Source organism: Edwardsiella piscicida, assembly GCF_021733145.1.
Taxonomy (GTDB): domain Bacteria; phylum Pseudomonadota; class Gammaproteobacteria; order Enterobacterales; family Enterobacteriaceae; genus Edwardsiella; species Edwardsiella piscicida.
Genome location: NZ_CP090968.1, coordinates 3158223 through 3173166, shown reverse-complemented (window position 1 = coordinate 3173166; position 14944 = coordinate 3158223). Strand labels below are relative to the sequence as shown.

The following is a 14944-nucleotide window of genomic DNA, read 5'->3' as shown; positions in this document are numbered from 1 at the left end:
TCTGGCTAGTCTACTGATGCTGGTCTGCCAATTCAATTAATTTGAAATGATGTTTTATTATTTGTGAGGGTGCGCCAACCGCGCAGCCGGATCTTGGGCGGGAAAAAAAAGTGCCGACGGACGGGGGCCACCGTAAAGGGCATAGGAGGCTTTAGCGGTGTCCGTCCGTCGGCATCAGGGCTTGTCAGCCGATGTCACGCCGGAGAGATGAGCCGCGGCAGGCAAAGCCTGCGCCGCGGCTCGGGAGACGGCGTGATGACGCGGCGACGGCACGTCGCGTCAGAAAGGGTGGATAAATAGTGAGGGGGAATCTCTCCCTTTCCCCCGGCGCCGCTGCGGCGCCTCCTACGCGCAGCCGTCTTCAGGCAGGAAAATGCAGAAGGTTACTGCGGGGCACCGCGGCGCCCCGCACAAGAGACGCTACTGCTTGAGCACTTTCACCGTATAGCGCCCGTCGGCCTGACGATAGGCGCCGTGGATGTCGGTTTCGAAGCCCGGATAGTGGGCGCCGATTTCGCACAGCATCTGCAGAAACTCCAGCACCGGCCGGCTCTCCTCCGTCAGCATTTCGCCCGGCATCACCAGCGGCACGCCCGGCGGGTACGGCAGGATCATGTTGGCGTTGACCTTGCCGATCATCTCGTCGAGGTAGACCTCTTCGGCCTGGCCGCGCAGCTCCTGTTGGAAGGCGTCGTGCGGGTTCAGCACCATGGTCGGTAGCACCTCGAAGGCGCGGTACATCAGATCCGGCAGGTTATGGTGTAGGATCAGCGCGTGGATGCCCTGGGCCAGCGCCTGGATCCGCATGTGCTCATAGAACTCCGGATCTTCGCGGTACAGCGACGGCAGCATGTTCTTCACGCGCAGGTTCAGGTCATAGGCCCGCTTGAAGTCGGTCAGCGCGCGCAGCAGGCTCAGGGCCTTGGTCTTGTCGATGCCGATGCTGAACAGGAACAGCAGGTTGTACGGGCCGGTCTTCTCGACGATGATGCCGTGCTCGTCCAGGTACTTGGCCACGATGGCGGCCGGGATACCGTCATCCGCCATCGTGCCGTCCGGGTTCATCCCCGGGGTCAGCAGGGTGACCTTGATCGGGTCAAGGTACATGTGGTTGTCATCGATGCCCTTAAAGCCGTGCCAGGACTCTTTCGGATCCAGCTTCCAGCAGGCGACCTGGTCAATATTGTCCGGCTGCCAGACGTCGAAGAACCAGCCGTCGGACTCGCTGCGCAGGCGCTTGATCTCCTTACGGAAGCGGATGGCTCGCGCGATAGAGTCATTGATCAGGCGTTTACCGGCGTGACCCTTCATCATCGCCGCCGCGGTTTCGATGGAGGCCACGATGCCATAGTGCGGTGAGGTGGAGGTGTGCATCATGTAGGCTTCGTTAAAGGTTTCTTGGTTGAAGTCGCCTTTCACGTGGATCATGGACGCCTGCGAGAACGCCGCCAGCAGTTTGTGGGTGGACTGGGTTTCGTAGATAACCTTGCCCTCGACGCGCTCGCCGCTCATACCGCACAGCCCCTGGTAGATCGGGCTGAAGTTGGTGTAGGGCACCCAGGCGGAGTCAAAGTGGATGGATTTTACGTCCAGGGTTTTCTTGATGTACTCCGCGTTGTAGAACAGGCCGTCATAGGTGGAGTTGGTGACCACCGCATGCACCGGCCAGGTGGCGTTCGGGGTATTTTTCACCCGCGCTTCGATGGTGTCGTGGGTGAACTCGCGCTGGGGAATCCCCCCCAGAATGCCGTAGGCGTTGCGGGTCGGCCGCAGGTAGATCGGGATAACGTCGCTCATCATCATCAGGTGGGTCAGCGATTTGTGACAGTTACGGTCGATCAGGATAGTGCTGCCGGCCGGCGCGGCGTACATGCCGACGATCTTGTTGGCGGTCGAGGTGCCGTTGGTCACCATGTAGCTGCGATCGGCGTTGAAGGTGCGGGCGATGTACTCTTCCGCCTCTTTGTGCGGGCCGGAGTGGTCCAGCAGGGAGCCCAGCTCGGATACGGAGATGGAGATGTCGGACTTCATGGTGTTGGCGCCAAAGAAGTCATAGAACAGGCTGCCGACCGGGCTTTTCTGGAACGCGGTGCCGCCCATGTGCCCCGGGGTACAGAAGGTGTATTTTCCCTCTTTGACGTAGTGGAACAGCGCCTTGGTCAGCGGCGGCATGATGGTATCGATGTAGTCGTCGGTTCCCTGGCGGATCTTGTCGGCGATGTCGGCCGCGCCACCCAGCGTATACTCAAAGAACTGAATGTTCATGCGCAGGTCGCCCAGGCTGACGTCCAGCGTGGAGTGGGTGTTGGCGAAGGCATACAGCGGCAGCATTTCGTTCAGCGCCGTGATGTGCTTGCACAGATCCAGACTGTAGCTATCCCAGTCGAAGACGACCCCGGCCAGCTGGGCGTTGTTGCGCACCAGATCCAGCAGATCGTCGACCGAGGTGCTTTCGATGATGTTAAACCCCCGATCGCGCAGCTGGGCGTACAGCTCCTCCAGCGGAATCCGCTTGAAGGTCGGCGAGGGGTTACACAGGAACAGAATGTCTTTCATTTCACGTTCTCCGAGTTAAACATGTTGAATCTTGTCTTTCGGGCAGGTGTTGTTGTCCCGCACGAACAAGCCATAGCAGCTCCAGCCGGCAAAGGTCACCAGTGACCCCATCAGCATGGCGTCTGAGCCGGATGAGTAGAGGGCGTAGAAGCTGTAAACGGTACCGATGATGGCGGTGAGCAGGATCATCACGTGGGTCTTGTTGGCCATCTTGTACAGGCGGTGCATCGGGATCAGCGCCGCCATGGAGAGGATGTACGGGATCAGGTTGGTGACCACCGCCAGGTTAACCAGCGAGTTGAACTGATTGTTCAGCGACGGGCTGATGGTCATCAGCGACAGGATGGTTTGCGCCACCCCCAGAATGATCATCCCGGCGATCGGCGCATCCTTGGCGGTGACTTTGGCGAAGATCTGCGGGAAGTAGCCGATATCGGAAGAGGACTTAAACACCTGGGCGACGGTGAACTGCCAGCCCAGCAGGGAGCCGATACAGGCGACGACCATCAGGGCCATGATGATCTTACCCACCGTCGGGTCGAACATGTAGGAGAAGGCCAGGCCGAACGGCGCGGTCGAGTTGGCCAGATCCATGTTGGGGACAAAGCCGGCCATCACGTTGGTGGACAGGATATACACGATGGCGCAGATCAGGGTGCCGCCGAAGACGGCGACCGGGATGTTTTTCTCCGGGTTTTCCACGGCGTCGGAGTTGGCGCAGGCGGACTCCAGCCCCAGGAAGGCCCACAGGGTCATGGCGATGGAGGCACCCAGACCGGAGGCGAAGGAGAGGTGATGCGGGTTCCAGGCCTGGATGTACATGTTCGGGCTAAACCAGAACCAGCCGAGAATGGAGATACCGACCACCGGGATGATCACCCCCCAGACGGTGACGGAGCCGATGCGCCCGGTGATGCGCGCCCCGCCGAAGTTGGCCACGGTGGTGAGCCAGATAACGGCGATGGTGGCGATACAGGTCATGATCGGCGACGGATGCCAGTCGAACAGCACGGCGCCGTAGCCGACGGCGGAGATGGCGATGGCGATATTGGCGATCACCAGGCTGATGGCGTAGGTGAAGTTAGCCATAAAGTTACCGGACTTGCCGAAGGCGTACTCGGCGTAGCCGCCCATCCCGCCGGACTTGCGGCTGAACATCCCGCACTTGGAAAATCCATAGGCCAGACACAGGCTACCGAAGGCGGTGACCAGCCAGGAGAGTATCGACATGGTCCCCACGGAAGCCAGCTTGGTCGGCAGCATGATGATGCCGGACCCCATCATGTTCACCGCCGTCAGTATGGTTAACTGCACGACGCCCATCTTATTGCCACTAGACGTACTCATAGTTTCTCTCTCTCAAAATGCGAGGAGCCGGGCAGGAGCAACCCAGGAGCCGCGGCCCCCCGCCAACCTTGTTTTATTGGTAATGTCGATGTAAAGGCTGTTACTGCTTGATCACGTAGCCATAGGCGCGCTTGCGGCCATCCTCATCCTGCTGGATGTAGACCCCCTGCAGCTCCGGCGCGAAGCCCGGCAGCCGGTTGATGCCCTCTTCCAGCGCCAGGAAGTAGCGCTGCACCGAGCCGCCCCAGATCTCTCCCGGCACCACGCACAGCACCCCCGGCGGGTACGGCAGCGCCCCCTCCGCCGCGATGCGCCCTTCGGCCCGCGCCAGGGAGACCAGCTCGACGTTGCCGCGCACGAACTCGATGTTGGCCTGCTGCGGGTTCATCGCCACCCGCGGGAAGTGCGCCTTGCGGAACATCTCCTTCTGCAGCTGCTTCACGTCGTGGCTGACGTACAGGTCGTGCATCTCCTGACACAGCTGGCGCAGGGTGTAGCCGCGGTAGCGCGCCTCGTTGGCGCGGTAGATGGACGGCAGCACCTCGGCCAGCGGGGCGTCCTGCTCCAGCAGCCGCTCGAAGCGGGCGATCTGGGCCACCAGGTGCTGCATCTTGGCCATGTCCTCCGCCGGGGTCAGCAGGAACAGGATCGAGTTCAGGTCGCATTTCTCCGGCACGATGCCGTTTTCGCGCAGGAAGTTGGCCAGAATGGTCGCCGGCACCCCAAAGGACTGGTACTCGCCGCTCTTGGCGTCGATGCCCGGGGTGGTCAGCATCAGTTTGCACGGATCGACAAAGTACTGGTGCTCGGCATAGCCCTCAAAGGCGTGCCAGCGCTCGCCGGGGATAAAGTTAAAGAAGCGCAGATCGTTGGCCATCTCTTCGGTGTCGAAGGCGCCCCACGGGCGGCCGTCCACGGTCTCCGGAACGAAGGGGCGGATGTGTTGGCAGGTCTGCAGCAGCAGCTTGCGGGTTTCAATGCCCACCCGGACGCACTCCATCCACATGCGCTTACCGCTGTCGCCGGTGTGCATGCGGGCGTTGACGTCCAGGGCGGCGAACAGCGGGTAGAACGGGCTGGTGGAGGCGTGCATCATAAAGGCGTTGTTTAGGCGCTTATGGTTGACATAGCGCGCCTGCCCCTTGATATGCCGGTCCTTTTTGTGGATCTGCGAGGTCTGGGAGAAGCCGGCCTGCTGTTTGTGCACCGACTGGGTCACCAGGATCCCCGGATCGTTCTCGTTCAGCTCCAGCAGCAGCGGCGAGCACTCTTTCATCATCGGGATGAACTGCTCATAGCCGACCCAGGCGGAGTCGAACAGGATGTAGTCGCACAGGTGACCTATCTTGTCCACCACCTGACGGGCGTTGTAGATGGTGCCGTCATAGGTGCCCAGCTGGATAACCGCCAGGCGGAACGGCCGCCGCTCCCCGGCGCGCGCCGGGGCGACGTCACGCACCAGGTCACGCAGGTATTTTTCCTCAAAGCAGTGTGCGTCGATGCCCCCGATGAAACCGAACGGGTTACGCGCGGTTTCCAGGTAGACCGGCGTAGCGCCGGCCTGAATCAATGCGCCGTGGTGGTTAGATTTATGATTATTACGGTCGAAGAGGACCAGATCACCGGGCGCCAGCAGTGCGTTGAGCACCACTTTATTGGAAGAGGAGGTGCCGTTGAGCACAAAGTAGGTCTTGTCGGCGTTGAACACCTTGGCCGCGTGCTGCTGGGCGGCACAGGGGGCGCCTTCGTGGATCAGCAGATCGCCCATGGAGACGTCGGCGTTGCACAGATCGGCGCGGAACAGGGCCTCGCCGAAGTAGTCGAAGAACTGGCGGCCGGTGGGGTGGCGGCGGAAGAACTGACCGCCCTGATGCCCCGGGCAGTCAAAGGCGGCGTTGCCCTGCTGGACATAGGCCTGTAGGCTGCCGAAAAACGGCGGCAGCAGCTCGGCCTCATATTTCTGCGCCGCGCTTTCCAGCTGCTTGCCATAAAAATCCTGATTGCCATCGCCGCAGGCAAATACGCCGGTCAGACGCGGCAGATACTCGGCCGGTAGGCGCTGATCGCACGCCTCGGCGACAAAGACGGGCAGGCCAAAGGCGCTCTGCTCGACCTTATCCAGCGCACCGCCCAGCGCATCCTGTACCGACAGCACCACGGCGGCAACGTCGGTAAGATCGCTATTTTCGAGCGCCACCAGGTTTCGCTGTGTATTAATGCACTGCATCACGCTGTCGCTGATCGCTATTTTTAATGTTTCCATTTTATTGGTCTCATTACATTATTTAGGATAAACCCATCCCGCCGAATTTAATTAAATTAAATTCGCTGGAAGTTATTTTTTTATGGCAGCAGTAGGGCGCAGTAAGCTGTCGTAAAGACGCTACTGTCAAAGAGATATACGGCTGCCTGATGGCTTTAGCCATCGTCGCGCCACGGGTCGACTACGGATTGTCAGAGATAACGCAAAGCCCAAGCCAAACGCCCGCCGAGTGCGGTCTGGCGCAGATTACAGGTGTGGCTGGATTAGGCGTGTGACGATCCGTACGGGACGGATGTCGGGAAGGAGGGTTATCGGGCGTTGAATTTGTGGAAATCGAAGCAGCTGCGATGAGCCACCATCATAATATGGGTCACACGTCGAATGTGCGGCCAGTTTTTATTATTGTTTTCCATTCTTCGACTCTCTCGCTATCAGGAAATACACTCAAAGTTCACCACGGTGTGGATTATTGAACGCCTTGCCGGTCTATGCTTGGCAATCGCTGCCGGACATATCCCCGTTTAAAAAACAGATTTAGTGTAAGTTTGTGGCGGCGGGATACTGTGATATTTATCACTATTAGTAAAATTAATCTTCGAATCACTTTTTGTAGCGTTGCTTACCGGTGCGTCGGTTTTATAGGCGTTAACGGTTGCGTTAATTTAGCTGATTGAGCTGTAAGGGAAATGCGTAAATTAAATTATTTTGTCTCGCCCCGGTATTTGTTATTCGCAAGGTTATCGTCCATAAATTAATTATTACATGAGTGACATTTATTTATGGGGATGGTCGCCATGGGTAATTTGCGCGTGGGTGGGGGATGCACATCAAATGCGCTCGCGGGCGCGAGATATAAGGGGATTCTCCGCGGCGTTTGACGGCCGCGATAGGGCGAGAAGTGCTTGTCGCCAGAGGGAAAAAAGCGCCGCCGGCGCAAAGCGAAATAAATGGTTCAGAAAACATCATAAAAAGACATATCCATAGTTTTCATATTGTTTTTGGCAAAAAACTGGCTACACTTTTTTTACAACATCACCTGACGGCGTACGCCAGTGCAAAGGGAAGGGCGATCGTTATTTTCGCGTTCGCGTCGCGCGCGCGATCCGATGGCTTGCCTTGCTGGGGGACGTCGCCGGCCGACCAAACGCGCCCGGTACACCCGCCGGTGCTGCAAGGAGAAGAGACGTGCGTTATGAATAACGAGGATACCTTTTACCAAGCCATGCGCCGTCAGGGAGTGACCCGGCGGAGTTTTCTCAAGTATTGCAGTCTGGCCGCCACGTCGCTGGGGCTGGGTGCCGGGATGGCGCCAAAGATTGCATGGGCGTTGGAGAATAAGCCGCGTATTCCGGTCGTCTGGATCCACGGTCTCGAGTGCACCTGCTGTACCGAATCCTTTATCCGCTCGTCGCATCCGCTGGCCAAGGATGTGATCCTGTCGCTTATCTCTCTCGATTATGACGATACCCTGATGGCCGCGGCCGGGACGCAGGCCGAGGCGGTATTCGACGACATCATCACCCGTTACCACGGCAAGTACATTCTGGCGGTGGAGGGGAATCCGCCGCTGGGTGAGCAGGGGATGTTCTGCATCAGCAGCGGCCGTCCGTTTATTGAGAAGCTGAAGAAGGCCGCCGCCGGCGCCAGTGCCATCATCGCCTGGGGGACCTGTGCCTCCTGGGGCTGCGTGCAGGCCGCCCGTCCTAACCCGACGCAGGCGACGCCCATCGACAAGGTGATCACCGATAAGCCGATCATCAAGGTGCCCGGCTGTCCGCCGATCCCGGACGTGATGAGCGCCATCATCACCTATATGGTGACCTTCGACCGTCTGCCGGACGTTGACCGCATGGGGCGTCCGCTGATGTTCTACGGTCAGCGCATCCACGATAAGTGCTACCGCCGCGCCCACTTCGATGCCGGTGAGTTCGTCCAGAGCTGGGACGATGACGCCGCCCGTAAGGGATACTGCCTGTATAAGATGGGCTGTAAGGGACCGACCACCTATAACGCCTGCTCCTCCACCCGCTGGAACGACGGGGTCTCCTTCCCGATCCAGTCCGGCCACGGCTGCCTGGGCTGCTCAGAGAATGGCTTCTGGGATCGCGGTTCGTTCTACAGCCGGGTGGTCGATATTCCGCAGATGGGGACCCACTCTACCGCCGATACCGTTGGCCTGACTGCGCTGGGCGTGGTCGCCGCGGGGGTCGGGGTGCATGCGGTGGCCAGCGCCGTCAATCAGCGTAAACGCCACAACCAGCAGCTGGCAGAGGCAGAACAACAACAGCCGGGCAATGAGGATAAACAGGCATGAGTTACCAGTATCAAACCCAAGGATATACGTTAAGCGATGCCGGCCGTCGCCTGGTGGTGGATCCGATCACCCGCATCGAAGGGCACATGCGCTGCGAAGTGAACATCAACGACCAGAACATCATTACCAACGCCGTCTCCTGCGGCACCATGTTCCGCGGACTGGAGATCATTCTGCAGGGGCGTGACCCGCGCGACGCCTGGGCGTTCGTGGAGCGCATCTGCGGGGTGTGCACCGGGGTGCACGCCCTGGCATCGGTGTACGCCATCGAGGATGCCATCGGCATCAAGGTGCCGGACAACGCCAATATCATCCGTAACATCATGCTGGCCACCCTGTGGTGCCATGACCATCTGGTGCACTTTTATCAGCTGGCGGGGATGGACTGGATCGACGTGCTGGATGCCCTGAAGGCCGATCCGCGCGCCACCTCGCAGCTGGCGCAGAGCCTCTCCTCCTGGCCGATGTCGTCGCCGGGCTACTTCTTTGACGTACAAAACCGCCTGAAGAAGTTCGTGGAGGGCGGTCAGCTGGGGATCTTCCGCAACGGCTACTGGGGTCATCCGCAGTACAAGCTGTCGCCGGAGGCCAACCTGATGGGCTTTGCCCACTATCTGGAGGCCCTCGACTTCCAGCGCGAGATCGTCAAGATCCACACGGTGTTCGGCGGTAAGAACCCGCACCCGAACTGGATCGTCGGCGGCATGCCCTGCGCCATCAACATCGATCAGAGCGGCGCGGTCGGCGCGGTCAACATGGAGCGCCTCAACCTGGTGCAGTCGATCATTACCCGCACCGCCGACTTTATCAACAACGTGATGATCCCCGATGCGCTGGCCATCGGCCTGTTTAACAAGCCGTGGAGTCAGATCGGCACCGGGCTGTCCGATAAGTGCGTGCTGAGCTACGGCGCCTTCCCGGACATCGCCAACGACTTCAGCCAGAAGAGCCTGCTGATGCCGGGCGGCGCGGTGATCAACGGCGACTTCAAGAACGTACTGCCGGTGGATCTGGCCGATCCGCAGCAGGTGCAGGAGTTTGTCGATCACTCCTGGTATCGCTACCCCAACGAGCAGCAGGGGCGCCATCCGTTCGACGGTATTACCGATCCTTGGTACAACCCGGGCAACGTGAAGGGCAGCGACACCAACATCCTGCAGCTGGATGAGCAGGCGCGCTACTCCTGGATCAAGGCGCCGCGCTGGCGCGGTCACCCGATGGAGGTCGGCCCGCTGGCCCGTACCCTGATCGCCTACCACAAGGGCGATGCGGCAACCATCGAGTCGGTGGATCGCATGATGTCGTCGCTTAAGCTGCCGCTCTCCGGCATTCAGTCTACCCTGGGCCGCATTCTGTGCCGCGCCCACGAGGCGCAGTGGGCCGCCGGCAAGCTGCAGTACTTCTTCGATAAGCTGATGACCAACCTGAAGAACGGTAATCTGGCGACGGCCAATACCGAGAAGTGGGAGCCGGCCACCTGGCCGCAGCACTGCCGCGGTATCGGCTTTACCGAGGCGCCGCGCGGCGCGCTGGGCCACTGGGCATCGATTCGCGATCAGAAGATCGATCTCTATCAGTGCGTGGTACCGACCACCTGGAACGCCAGTCCGCGCGATCCCAAGGGACAGATCGGGGCCTATGAGGCGGCGCTGATGGGGACCCAGATGGCGATCCCCGATCAGCCGCTGGAGATCCTGCGCACCCTGCACAGCTTCGACCCCTGCCTGGCCTGTTCAACCCACGTGCTCGGCGACGACGGCAGCGAACTGATCTCCGTCCAGGTACGCTAAGCGCTAAGGAGAAGAACGATGAGTGAAAAGACATCCCCGCGCGCCGAGGAGGCGCGTGATGATGCCGTCAGCCACTATGTGTTCGAGGCGCCGGTGCGCCTGTGGCACTGGCTGACGGTGGGCTGCATGCTGGTGCTGATGGTGACCGGGTACTTCATTGGCCGGCCACTGCCGTCGGTCAGCGGCGAGGCCACCTATCTGTTCTACATGGGCTATATCCGTCTGGTTCATTTCAGCGCAGGGATGCTGTTCACCGTGCTGTTGCTGATGCGCATCTATTGGGCCTGCGTCGGCAACCGCTACTCGCGCGAGCTGTTCGTGGTGCCGGTGTGGCGCCGCAGCTGGTGGCAGGGCGTTTTGTATGAGATCCGCTGGTATCTGTTTCTGGAGAAGCGCCCGAGCGGTGACATTGGCCATAACCCCATCGCCCAGGCGGCGATGTTTGGCTATTTCCTGATGTCGGTATTCATGATCCTCACCGGGTTCGCGCTGTTCAGCGAGCATAGCCAGTACGCCATCTTCGCCCCGTTCCACTATGTGATCGAGTTCTTCTACTGGACCGGCGGCAACTCTATCGATATCCACAGCTGGCACCGCCTGGGGATGTGGCTTATCGGGGCATTTATCATTGGACATGTGTATATGGCCATCCGCGAGGACATCATGTCTGACGACACGGTTATCTCTACCATGATCAATGGATTCCGCAGTCATAAGTTCCCGAAGCGTAAACGCGACAAGGAGGCGTCATGAGTGAGCAGCGCGTGGTGGTAATGGGGCTGGGCAACCTGCTGTGGGCCGATGAGGGCTTCGGCGTACGGGTGGCCGAGCGGCTGTATGCCCATTATCACTGGCCGGAGCAGGTGGAGATCGTCGACGGCGGCACCCAGGGGCTGAACCTGCTGGGCTATGTCGAAAGCGCCAGCCACCTGCTGATCCTGGATGCCATCGACTACGGCCTGGCGCCGGGGACCCTGCGTACCTACGCCGGGGAGATGGTGCCGGCCTACCTCAGCGCCAAGAAGATGAGTCTGCACCAGAGCAGCTTTTCCGAGGTGCTGGCCCTGGCGGACATTCGCGGCCATATGCCGTCCCGCGTGGCGCTGGTGGGGCTACAGCCCGCGCTGCTGGATGAGTATGGCGGCAGCCTGACCGAGGTGGCGCGGGCCCAGCTGCCCGCGGCGGAGCAGGCGGCGCTGGCGCAGCTGGCCGACTGGGGGATCGTCCCGCAGCCGAGCGAGGAGAGCCGCTGCCTGAACTACGAGTGTCTGTCGATGGAGAACTATGAGGGCGTGCGCATTCGCCAGTATCGGATGACGCTGGAGGGACAGGAGGAGTGTTGAACGACAATCCATTTTCCGCGCTGTGGCAGCGCATGCTGGCGCGCGGCTGGCAGCCGGTCGAGGCGCATTCGCTGGACGGCTGGCTGGCGCAGGCGCCGGACGGCGTGGTGCTGCTGAGCTGCGATCCGCGCCGTACGCCGGAGGTCAGCGACAACCCGGTGATGATCGCCGAGCTGCTGCGCGAGTTTCCCCAGGTTGACTGGCGCATCGCGATGGCCGACCTGGCGCAGAGCGAGGCCATCGGCGATCGCTTTGGCGTGCGCCGCTTTCCGGCAACGCTGGTGTTTATCGGCGGTGAACTGCGCGGCGTGCTCAGCGGGATCCACCCGTGGGCCGATCTGATCGCCTTGATGCGCCCGCTGGTTGAATCCGCCCTTCCGCAGGAGTCCTGATCGATGAGCGAGACCTTTTTTCACCTGTTGGGGCCGGGGACGCAGCCCGATGACGACAGCTTTAGCATGAACCCGCTGCCGATCACCTGCGGGGTCAACGGCGATCCGAGCATGGCGGCGCTGGAGCACTGCGCTCACAGCCCGCGGGTCATGGCGCAGCTAACGCGCTTACTGCGTCAGCTGGCGCAGGGGATCCCCCCTCTGGGCGAGGTGATCGGCTGGGATCTGTCGGCGCTGAATGACGAGGATATGACCTTTCTCAACGCCCTGCTGGGCGAAGGGGAGGTCTCGGTGCGTATTCAGCATCCGGACGGCAGCGAAAGCGAAATCCAGGAGGCGATATTCTGTGGTCTGTGGCGGGTTCGCCGTCTGCAGGGGGGCTGCGTGCTGGAGGATCGACTGGAGGCGGGCTGTGCGCCGCTGCCGCTGTGGCAGGCGGCCAGCGCCGATACGCTGCCGAACGATTCGCTGCTGCCGCCGCCCATCGATGGGCTGATGAACGGCCTGCCGCTGGCCCATGAGCTGCTGACGCACGTGCGCGATCCGGCGGCTCAGCCCCACAGCATCAACCTGACGCAGCTGCCGCTGAGCGAGGCCGATCGTCTGTTTCTAACGCGGCTGTGCGGGCCGGGGCGGATTCAGATCCGCACCTTTGGCTACGGCGAGAGCCGCATCGACGCGACGGGGCTGCGCCATGTCTGGCACGTACGCTGCCTGGATACCCTGAAGGGGACGCTGCTCGACAGCTATGAGGTGTGCACCCTGCCGGAGCTGGTGCTGGCGGCGCCGGAGGATCTGGCTGATTCGGCTCAGCGTCTGGGCGACGTCTGCCGCTGGCTGGAGGAGGTGGCCCATGTTTGAGCGCGGCTACGCCCAGGCGATCGCGGACGATGCTCGGCTGGAGTGCAACCTGTGCTGGTGGGTGTACGATCCGGCGCAGGGGGACAGGGTGGGGCAAATTCCATCGGGGGTTCCCTTCAGCGCGCTGCCGGCGCACTGGCGCTGTCCGCAGTGCGACGCGGATAAGTCGCACTTCCTGTTATTGGGCTGAGCGCGCTGCGCGCACCCACCCGCCTCATTTTGCGCCGCCGTTAGGCGGCGCAGTCATCTGATGAAGACGTAGATAAAATAGGGTTTTCGGGCCTTTGTGTAGCACGATTGGCCTATATATGGGGAGCGAGTCTGCGGCGGCGCGCTCGGCGATCTACTATTAGGCGGTATCCCGTAACAGTATGGGTGTGTCGTCAGTGGTCATGGCGGCGTTGGGCTGTGCAAACGCGGCGGGGAGTCTCCCCGTGGATTGGGCGCACGTCCGGTCGCGGGTTGACGCGGCGATCCGTTGCGGGAGACAGCCTGGTCCATATTTCCCATCTTATCGCCTACAGGAGTCCGCATGTGGGATGTTATTGACTTATCGCGATGGCAGTTTGCGCTGACCGCGCTGTATCACTTCTTGTTCGTACCCCTTACCCTGGGGCTGATTTTTTTGCTGGCCGTCATGGAAACCATCTACGTGGTGACTGGCAAAACGATCTACCGCGATATGACGCGTTTCTGGGGTAAGCTGTTTGGGATCAACTTTGCTCTGGGCGTGGCGACCGGCCTGACCATGGAGTTTCAGTTCGGTACCAACTGGTCATTCTACTCCAACTACGTGGGCGACATTTTCGGCGCGCCGCTGGCGATGGAGGCGCTGATGGCCTTCTTCCTCGAGTCCACCTTTGTCGGCCTGTTCTTCTTCGGCTGGCAGCGGCTGAACAAGTATCAGCATCTGCTGGTGACCTGGCTGGTGGCCTTCGGCTCCAATATCTCCGCCCTGTGGATCCTGAACGCCAACGGCTGGATGCAGTATCCGACCGGGGCCCACTTTGATATCGACACCCTGCGTATGGAGATGACCAGCTTCAGCGAGCTGGTGTTCAACCCCGTCAGTCAGGTGAAGTTTGTCCATACCGTGATGTCCGGCTATGTCGCCGGGGCGATGTTCATCATGTCCATCAGCGCCTGGTATCTGCTGCGCGGCCGCGAGCGTGACGTGGCGCTGCGCTCCTTCGCCATCGGGTCGGTGTTCGGCACCCTGGCCATTCTGGGGACGCTGCAGCTGGGCGACAGCTCCGCCTATGAGGTGGCCAAGGTTCAGCCGGTGAAGCTGGCGGCGATGGAAGGGGAGTGGGAGACCGAGCCCGCGCCCGCGCCGTTCCACCTGGTCGCCTGGCCACAGCAGGCGCAGGAGCGGAATGACTTTGCCGTGAAGGTTCCCGCGCTGCTGGGGATCCTGGCGACCCACTCGCTGGATACGCCGGTTCCGGGTCTGAAGAATCTGATGGCCGACGCCCTGCCGCGTCTGCAGCGCGGGCGTGAGGCCTGGCTGCTGATGAATACCCTTTCACAGGGTAACCGTTCGCCGCAGGTGCTGAGCGCGTTCCGCGCCGTTGAAAGCGATCTGGGCTACGGCATGCTGCTGACGCAGTATGCGCCGGATATGAACAATGTGACGCCGGCGCAGTATCAGGCGGCGCAGCGCGGCCTGATTCCGCAGGTGGCGCCGGTGTTCTGGAGCTTCCGCATCATGGTGGGCTGCGGCTCGCTGCTGCTGCTGGTGATGCTGATTGCGCTGGTTCAGACGCTGCGGGTGCGCATCGATCAGCACCGCTGGGTGCTGCGGATGGTGTTCTATAGCCTGCCGCTGCCGTGGATTGCCATTGAGGCCGGCTGGTTTATGACGGAGTTTGGCCGTCAGCCCTGGGCTATTCAGGATATCCTGCCGACCTATTCCGCCCACTCCGCTCTGACGGTCGGCCAGCTGGCCTTCTCGATGGGGCTGATCCTGGGGCTTTACACCCTGTTCTTAATCGCCGAGGTCTATCTGATGCAAAAGTACGCGCGTCTTGGGCCGAGCGCGATGCAGAGTGAACAACCGGCGCAGCAGGGGTAAAGGA

At 61.0% G+C, this 14944-nt stretch carries 12 protein-coding genes; 8 read left to right on the top strand and 4 right to left on the bottom strand.

From position 1 onward, the window contains the following. Positions 1-420: 420 nt before the first annotated feature. The 4 genes from L1P05_RS14430 to speFL form a co-directional block, all read right to left on the bottom strand. Positions 421-2556: a lysine decarboxylase CadA gene (locus L1P05_RS14430; protein ID WP_012849827.1), complete on the bottom strand. Its 2136-nt coding sequence runs from the start codon at positions 2554-2556 to the stop codon at positions 421-423. Positions 2557-2571: 15 nt separating this feature from the next. Then, a complete protein-coding gene (potE, locus tag L1P05_RS14425) occupies positions 2572-3903 on the bottom strand; it encodes a putrescine-ornithine antiporter (protein WP_034168430.1) in 1332 nt (443 codons plus the stop codon). 100 nt (positions 3904-4003) lie between these two features. Next, entirely contained in the window at positions 4004-6166 is a 2163-nt protein-coding gene (gene speF, locus L1P05_RS14420) for an ornithine decarboxylase SpeF (protein ID WP_080783626.1), read from the bottom strand. Positions 6167-6474: 308 nt separating this feature from the next. Continuing rightward, on the bottom strand, positions 6475-6579 hold the full coding sequence (gene speFL, locus L1P05_RS14415) for a leader peptide SpeFL (RefSeq protein WP_015462313.1): 105 nt from the start codon (positions 6577-6579) through the stop codon (positions 6475-6477). A gap of 779 nt (positions 6580-7358) precedes the next feature. Here speFL and hyaA point away from each other — a divergent pair. The 8 genes from hyaA to appC all read left to right on the top strand — a co-directional run bounded on the left by hyaA (position 7359) and on the right by appC (position 14940). Beyond that, entirely contained in the window at positions 7359-8480 is a 1122-nt protein-coding gene (gene hyaA / locus L1P05_RS14410; protein ID WP_015462312.1) for a hydrogenase 1 small subunit, read from the top strand. Next, complete coding sequence (gene hyaB / locus L1P05_RS14405; RefSeq protein ID WP_012849822.1) at positions 8477-10270, top strand: Ni/Fe-hydrogenase large subunit; 1794 nt, start codon at positions 8477-8479, stop codon at positions 10268-10270. The genes hyaA and hyaB overlap by 4 nt, the downstream gene beginning before the upstream one ends. Positions 10271-10288: 18 nt before the next feature. Then, the gene (gene hyaC / locus L1P05_RS14400) at positions 10289-11023 is read left to right on the top strand and encodes a Ni/Fe-hydrogenase b-type cytochrome subunit (RefSeq protein ID WP_012849821.1); all 735 of its coding nucleotides are present in this window, start codon (positions 10289-10291) and stop codon (positions 11021-11023) included. Then, on the top strand, positions 11020-11613 hold the full coding sequence (hyaD, locus tag L1P05_RS14395) for a hydrogenase 1 maturation protease (RefSeq protein ID WP_012849820.1): 594 nt from the start codon (positions 11020-11022) through the stop codon (positions 11611-11613). The genes hyaC and hyaD overlap by 4 nt, the downstream gene beginning before the upstream one ends. Continuing rightward, positions 11607-12005: a hydrogenase-1 operon protein HyaE gene (hyaE, locus tag L1P05_RS14390; RefSeq protein ID WP_034168712.1), complete on the top strand. Its 399-nt coding sequence runs from the start codon at positions 11607-11609 to the stop codon at positions 12003-12005. The genes hyaD and hyaE overlap by 7 nt, the downstream gene beginning before the upstream one ends. Positions 12006-12008: 3 nt before the next feature. After that, a complete protein-coding gene (locus L1P05_RS14385; protein ID WP_012849818.1) occupies positions 12009-12866 on the top strand; it encodes a hydrogenase expression/formation protein in 858 nt (285 codons plus the stop codon). Then, positions 12859-13056, top strand: a complete 198-nt coding sequence (locus L1P05_RS14380) for a rubredoxin (protein WP_012849817.1) — start codon at positions 12859-12861, stop codon at positions 13054-13056. The genes L1P05_RS14385 and L1P05_RS14380 overlap by 8 nt, the downstream gene beginning before the upstream one ends. Positions 13057-13398: 342 nt before the next feature. Further along, a complete protein-coding gene (gene appC / locus L1P05_RS14375; RefSeq protein ID WP_012849816.1) occupies positions 13399-14940 on the top strand; it encodes a cytochrome bd-II oxidase subunit 1 in 1542 nt (513 codons plus the stop codon). Positions 14941-14944 lie beyond the last annotated feature (4 nt).

Coding starts and splice junctions, on each gene's coding strand:
- L1P05_RS14430 (WP_012849827.1), bottom strand. CDS start 2,556: ATGAAAGACATTCTGTTCCTGTGTAACCCCTCGCCGACCTTCAAGCGG.
- potE (WP_034168430.1), bottom strand. CDS start 3,903: ATGAGTACGTCTAGTGGCAATAAGATGGGCGTCGTGCAGTTAACCATA.
- speF (WP_080783626.1), bottom strand. CDS start 6,166: ATGGAAACATTAAAAATAGCGATCAGCGACAGCGTGATGCAGTGCATT.
- speFL (WP_015462313.1), bottom strand. CDS start 6,579: ATGGAAAACAATAATAAAAACTGGCCGCACATTCGACGTGTGACCCAT.
- hyaA (WP_015462312.1), top strand. CDS start 7,359: ATGAATAACGAGGATACCTTTTACCAAGCCATGCGCCGTCAGGGAGTG.
- hyaB (WP_012849822.1), top strand. CDS start 8,477: ATGAGTTACCAGTATCAAACCCAAGGATATACGTTAAGCGATGCCGGC.
- hyaC (WP_012849821.1), top strand. CDS start 10,289: ATGAGTGAAAAGACATCCCCGCGCGCCGAGGAGGCGCGTGATGATGCC.
- hyaD (WP_012849820.1), top strand. CDS start 11,020: ATGAGTGAGCAGCGCGTGGTGGTAATGGGGCTGGGCAACCTGCTGTGG.
- L1P05_RS14385 (WP_012849818.1), top strand. CDS start 12,009: ATGAGCGAGACCTTTTTTCACCTGTTGGGGCCGGGGACGCAGCCCGAT.
- L1P05_RS14380 (WP_012849817.1), top strand. CDS start 12,859: ATGTTTGAGCGCGGCTACGCCCAGGCGATCGCGGACGATGCTCGGCTG.
- appC (WP_012849816.1), top strand. CDS start 13,399: ATGTGGGATGTTATTGACTTATCGCGATGGCAGTTTGCGCTGACCGCG.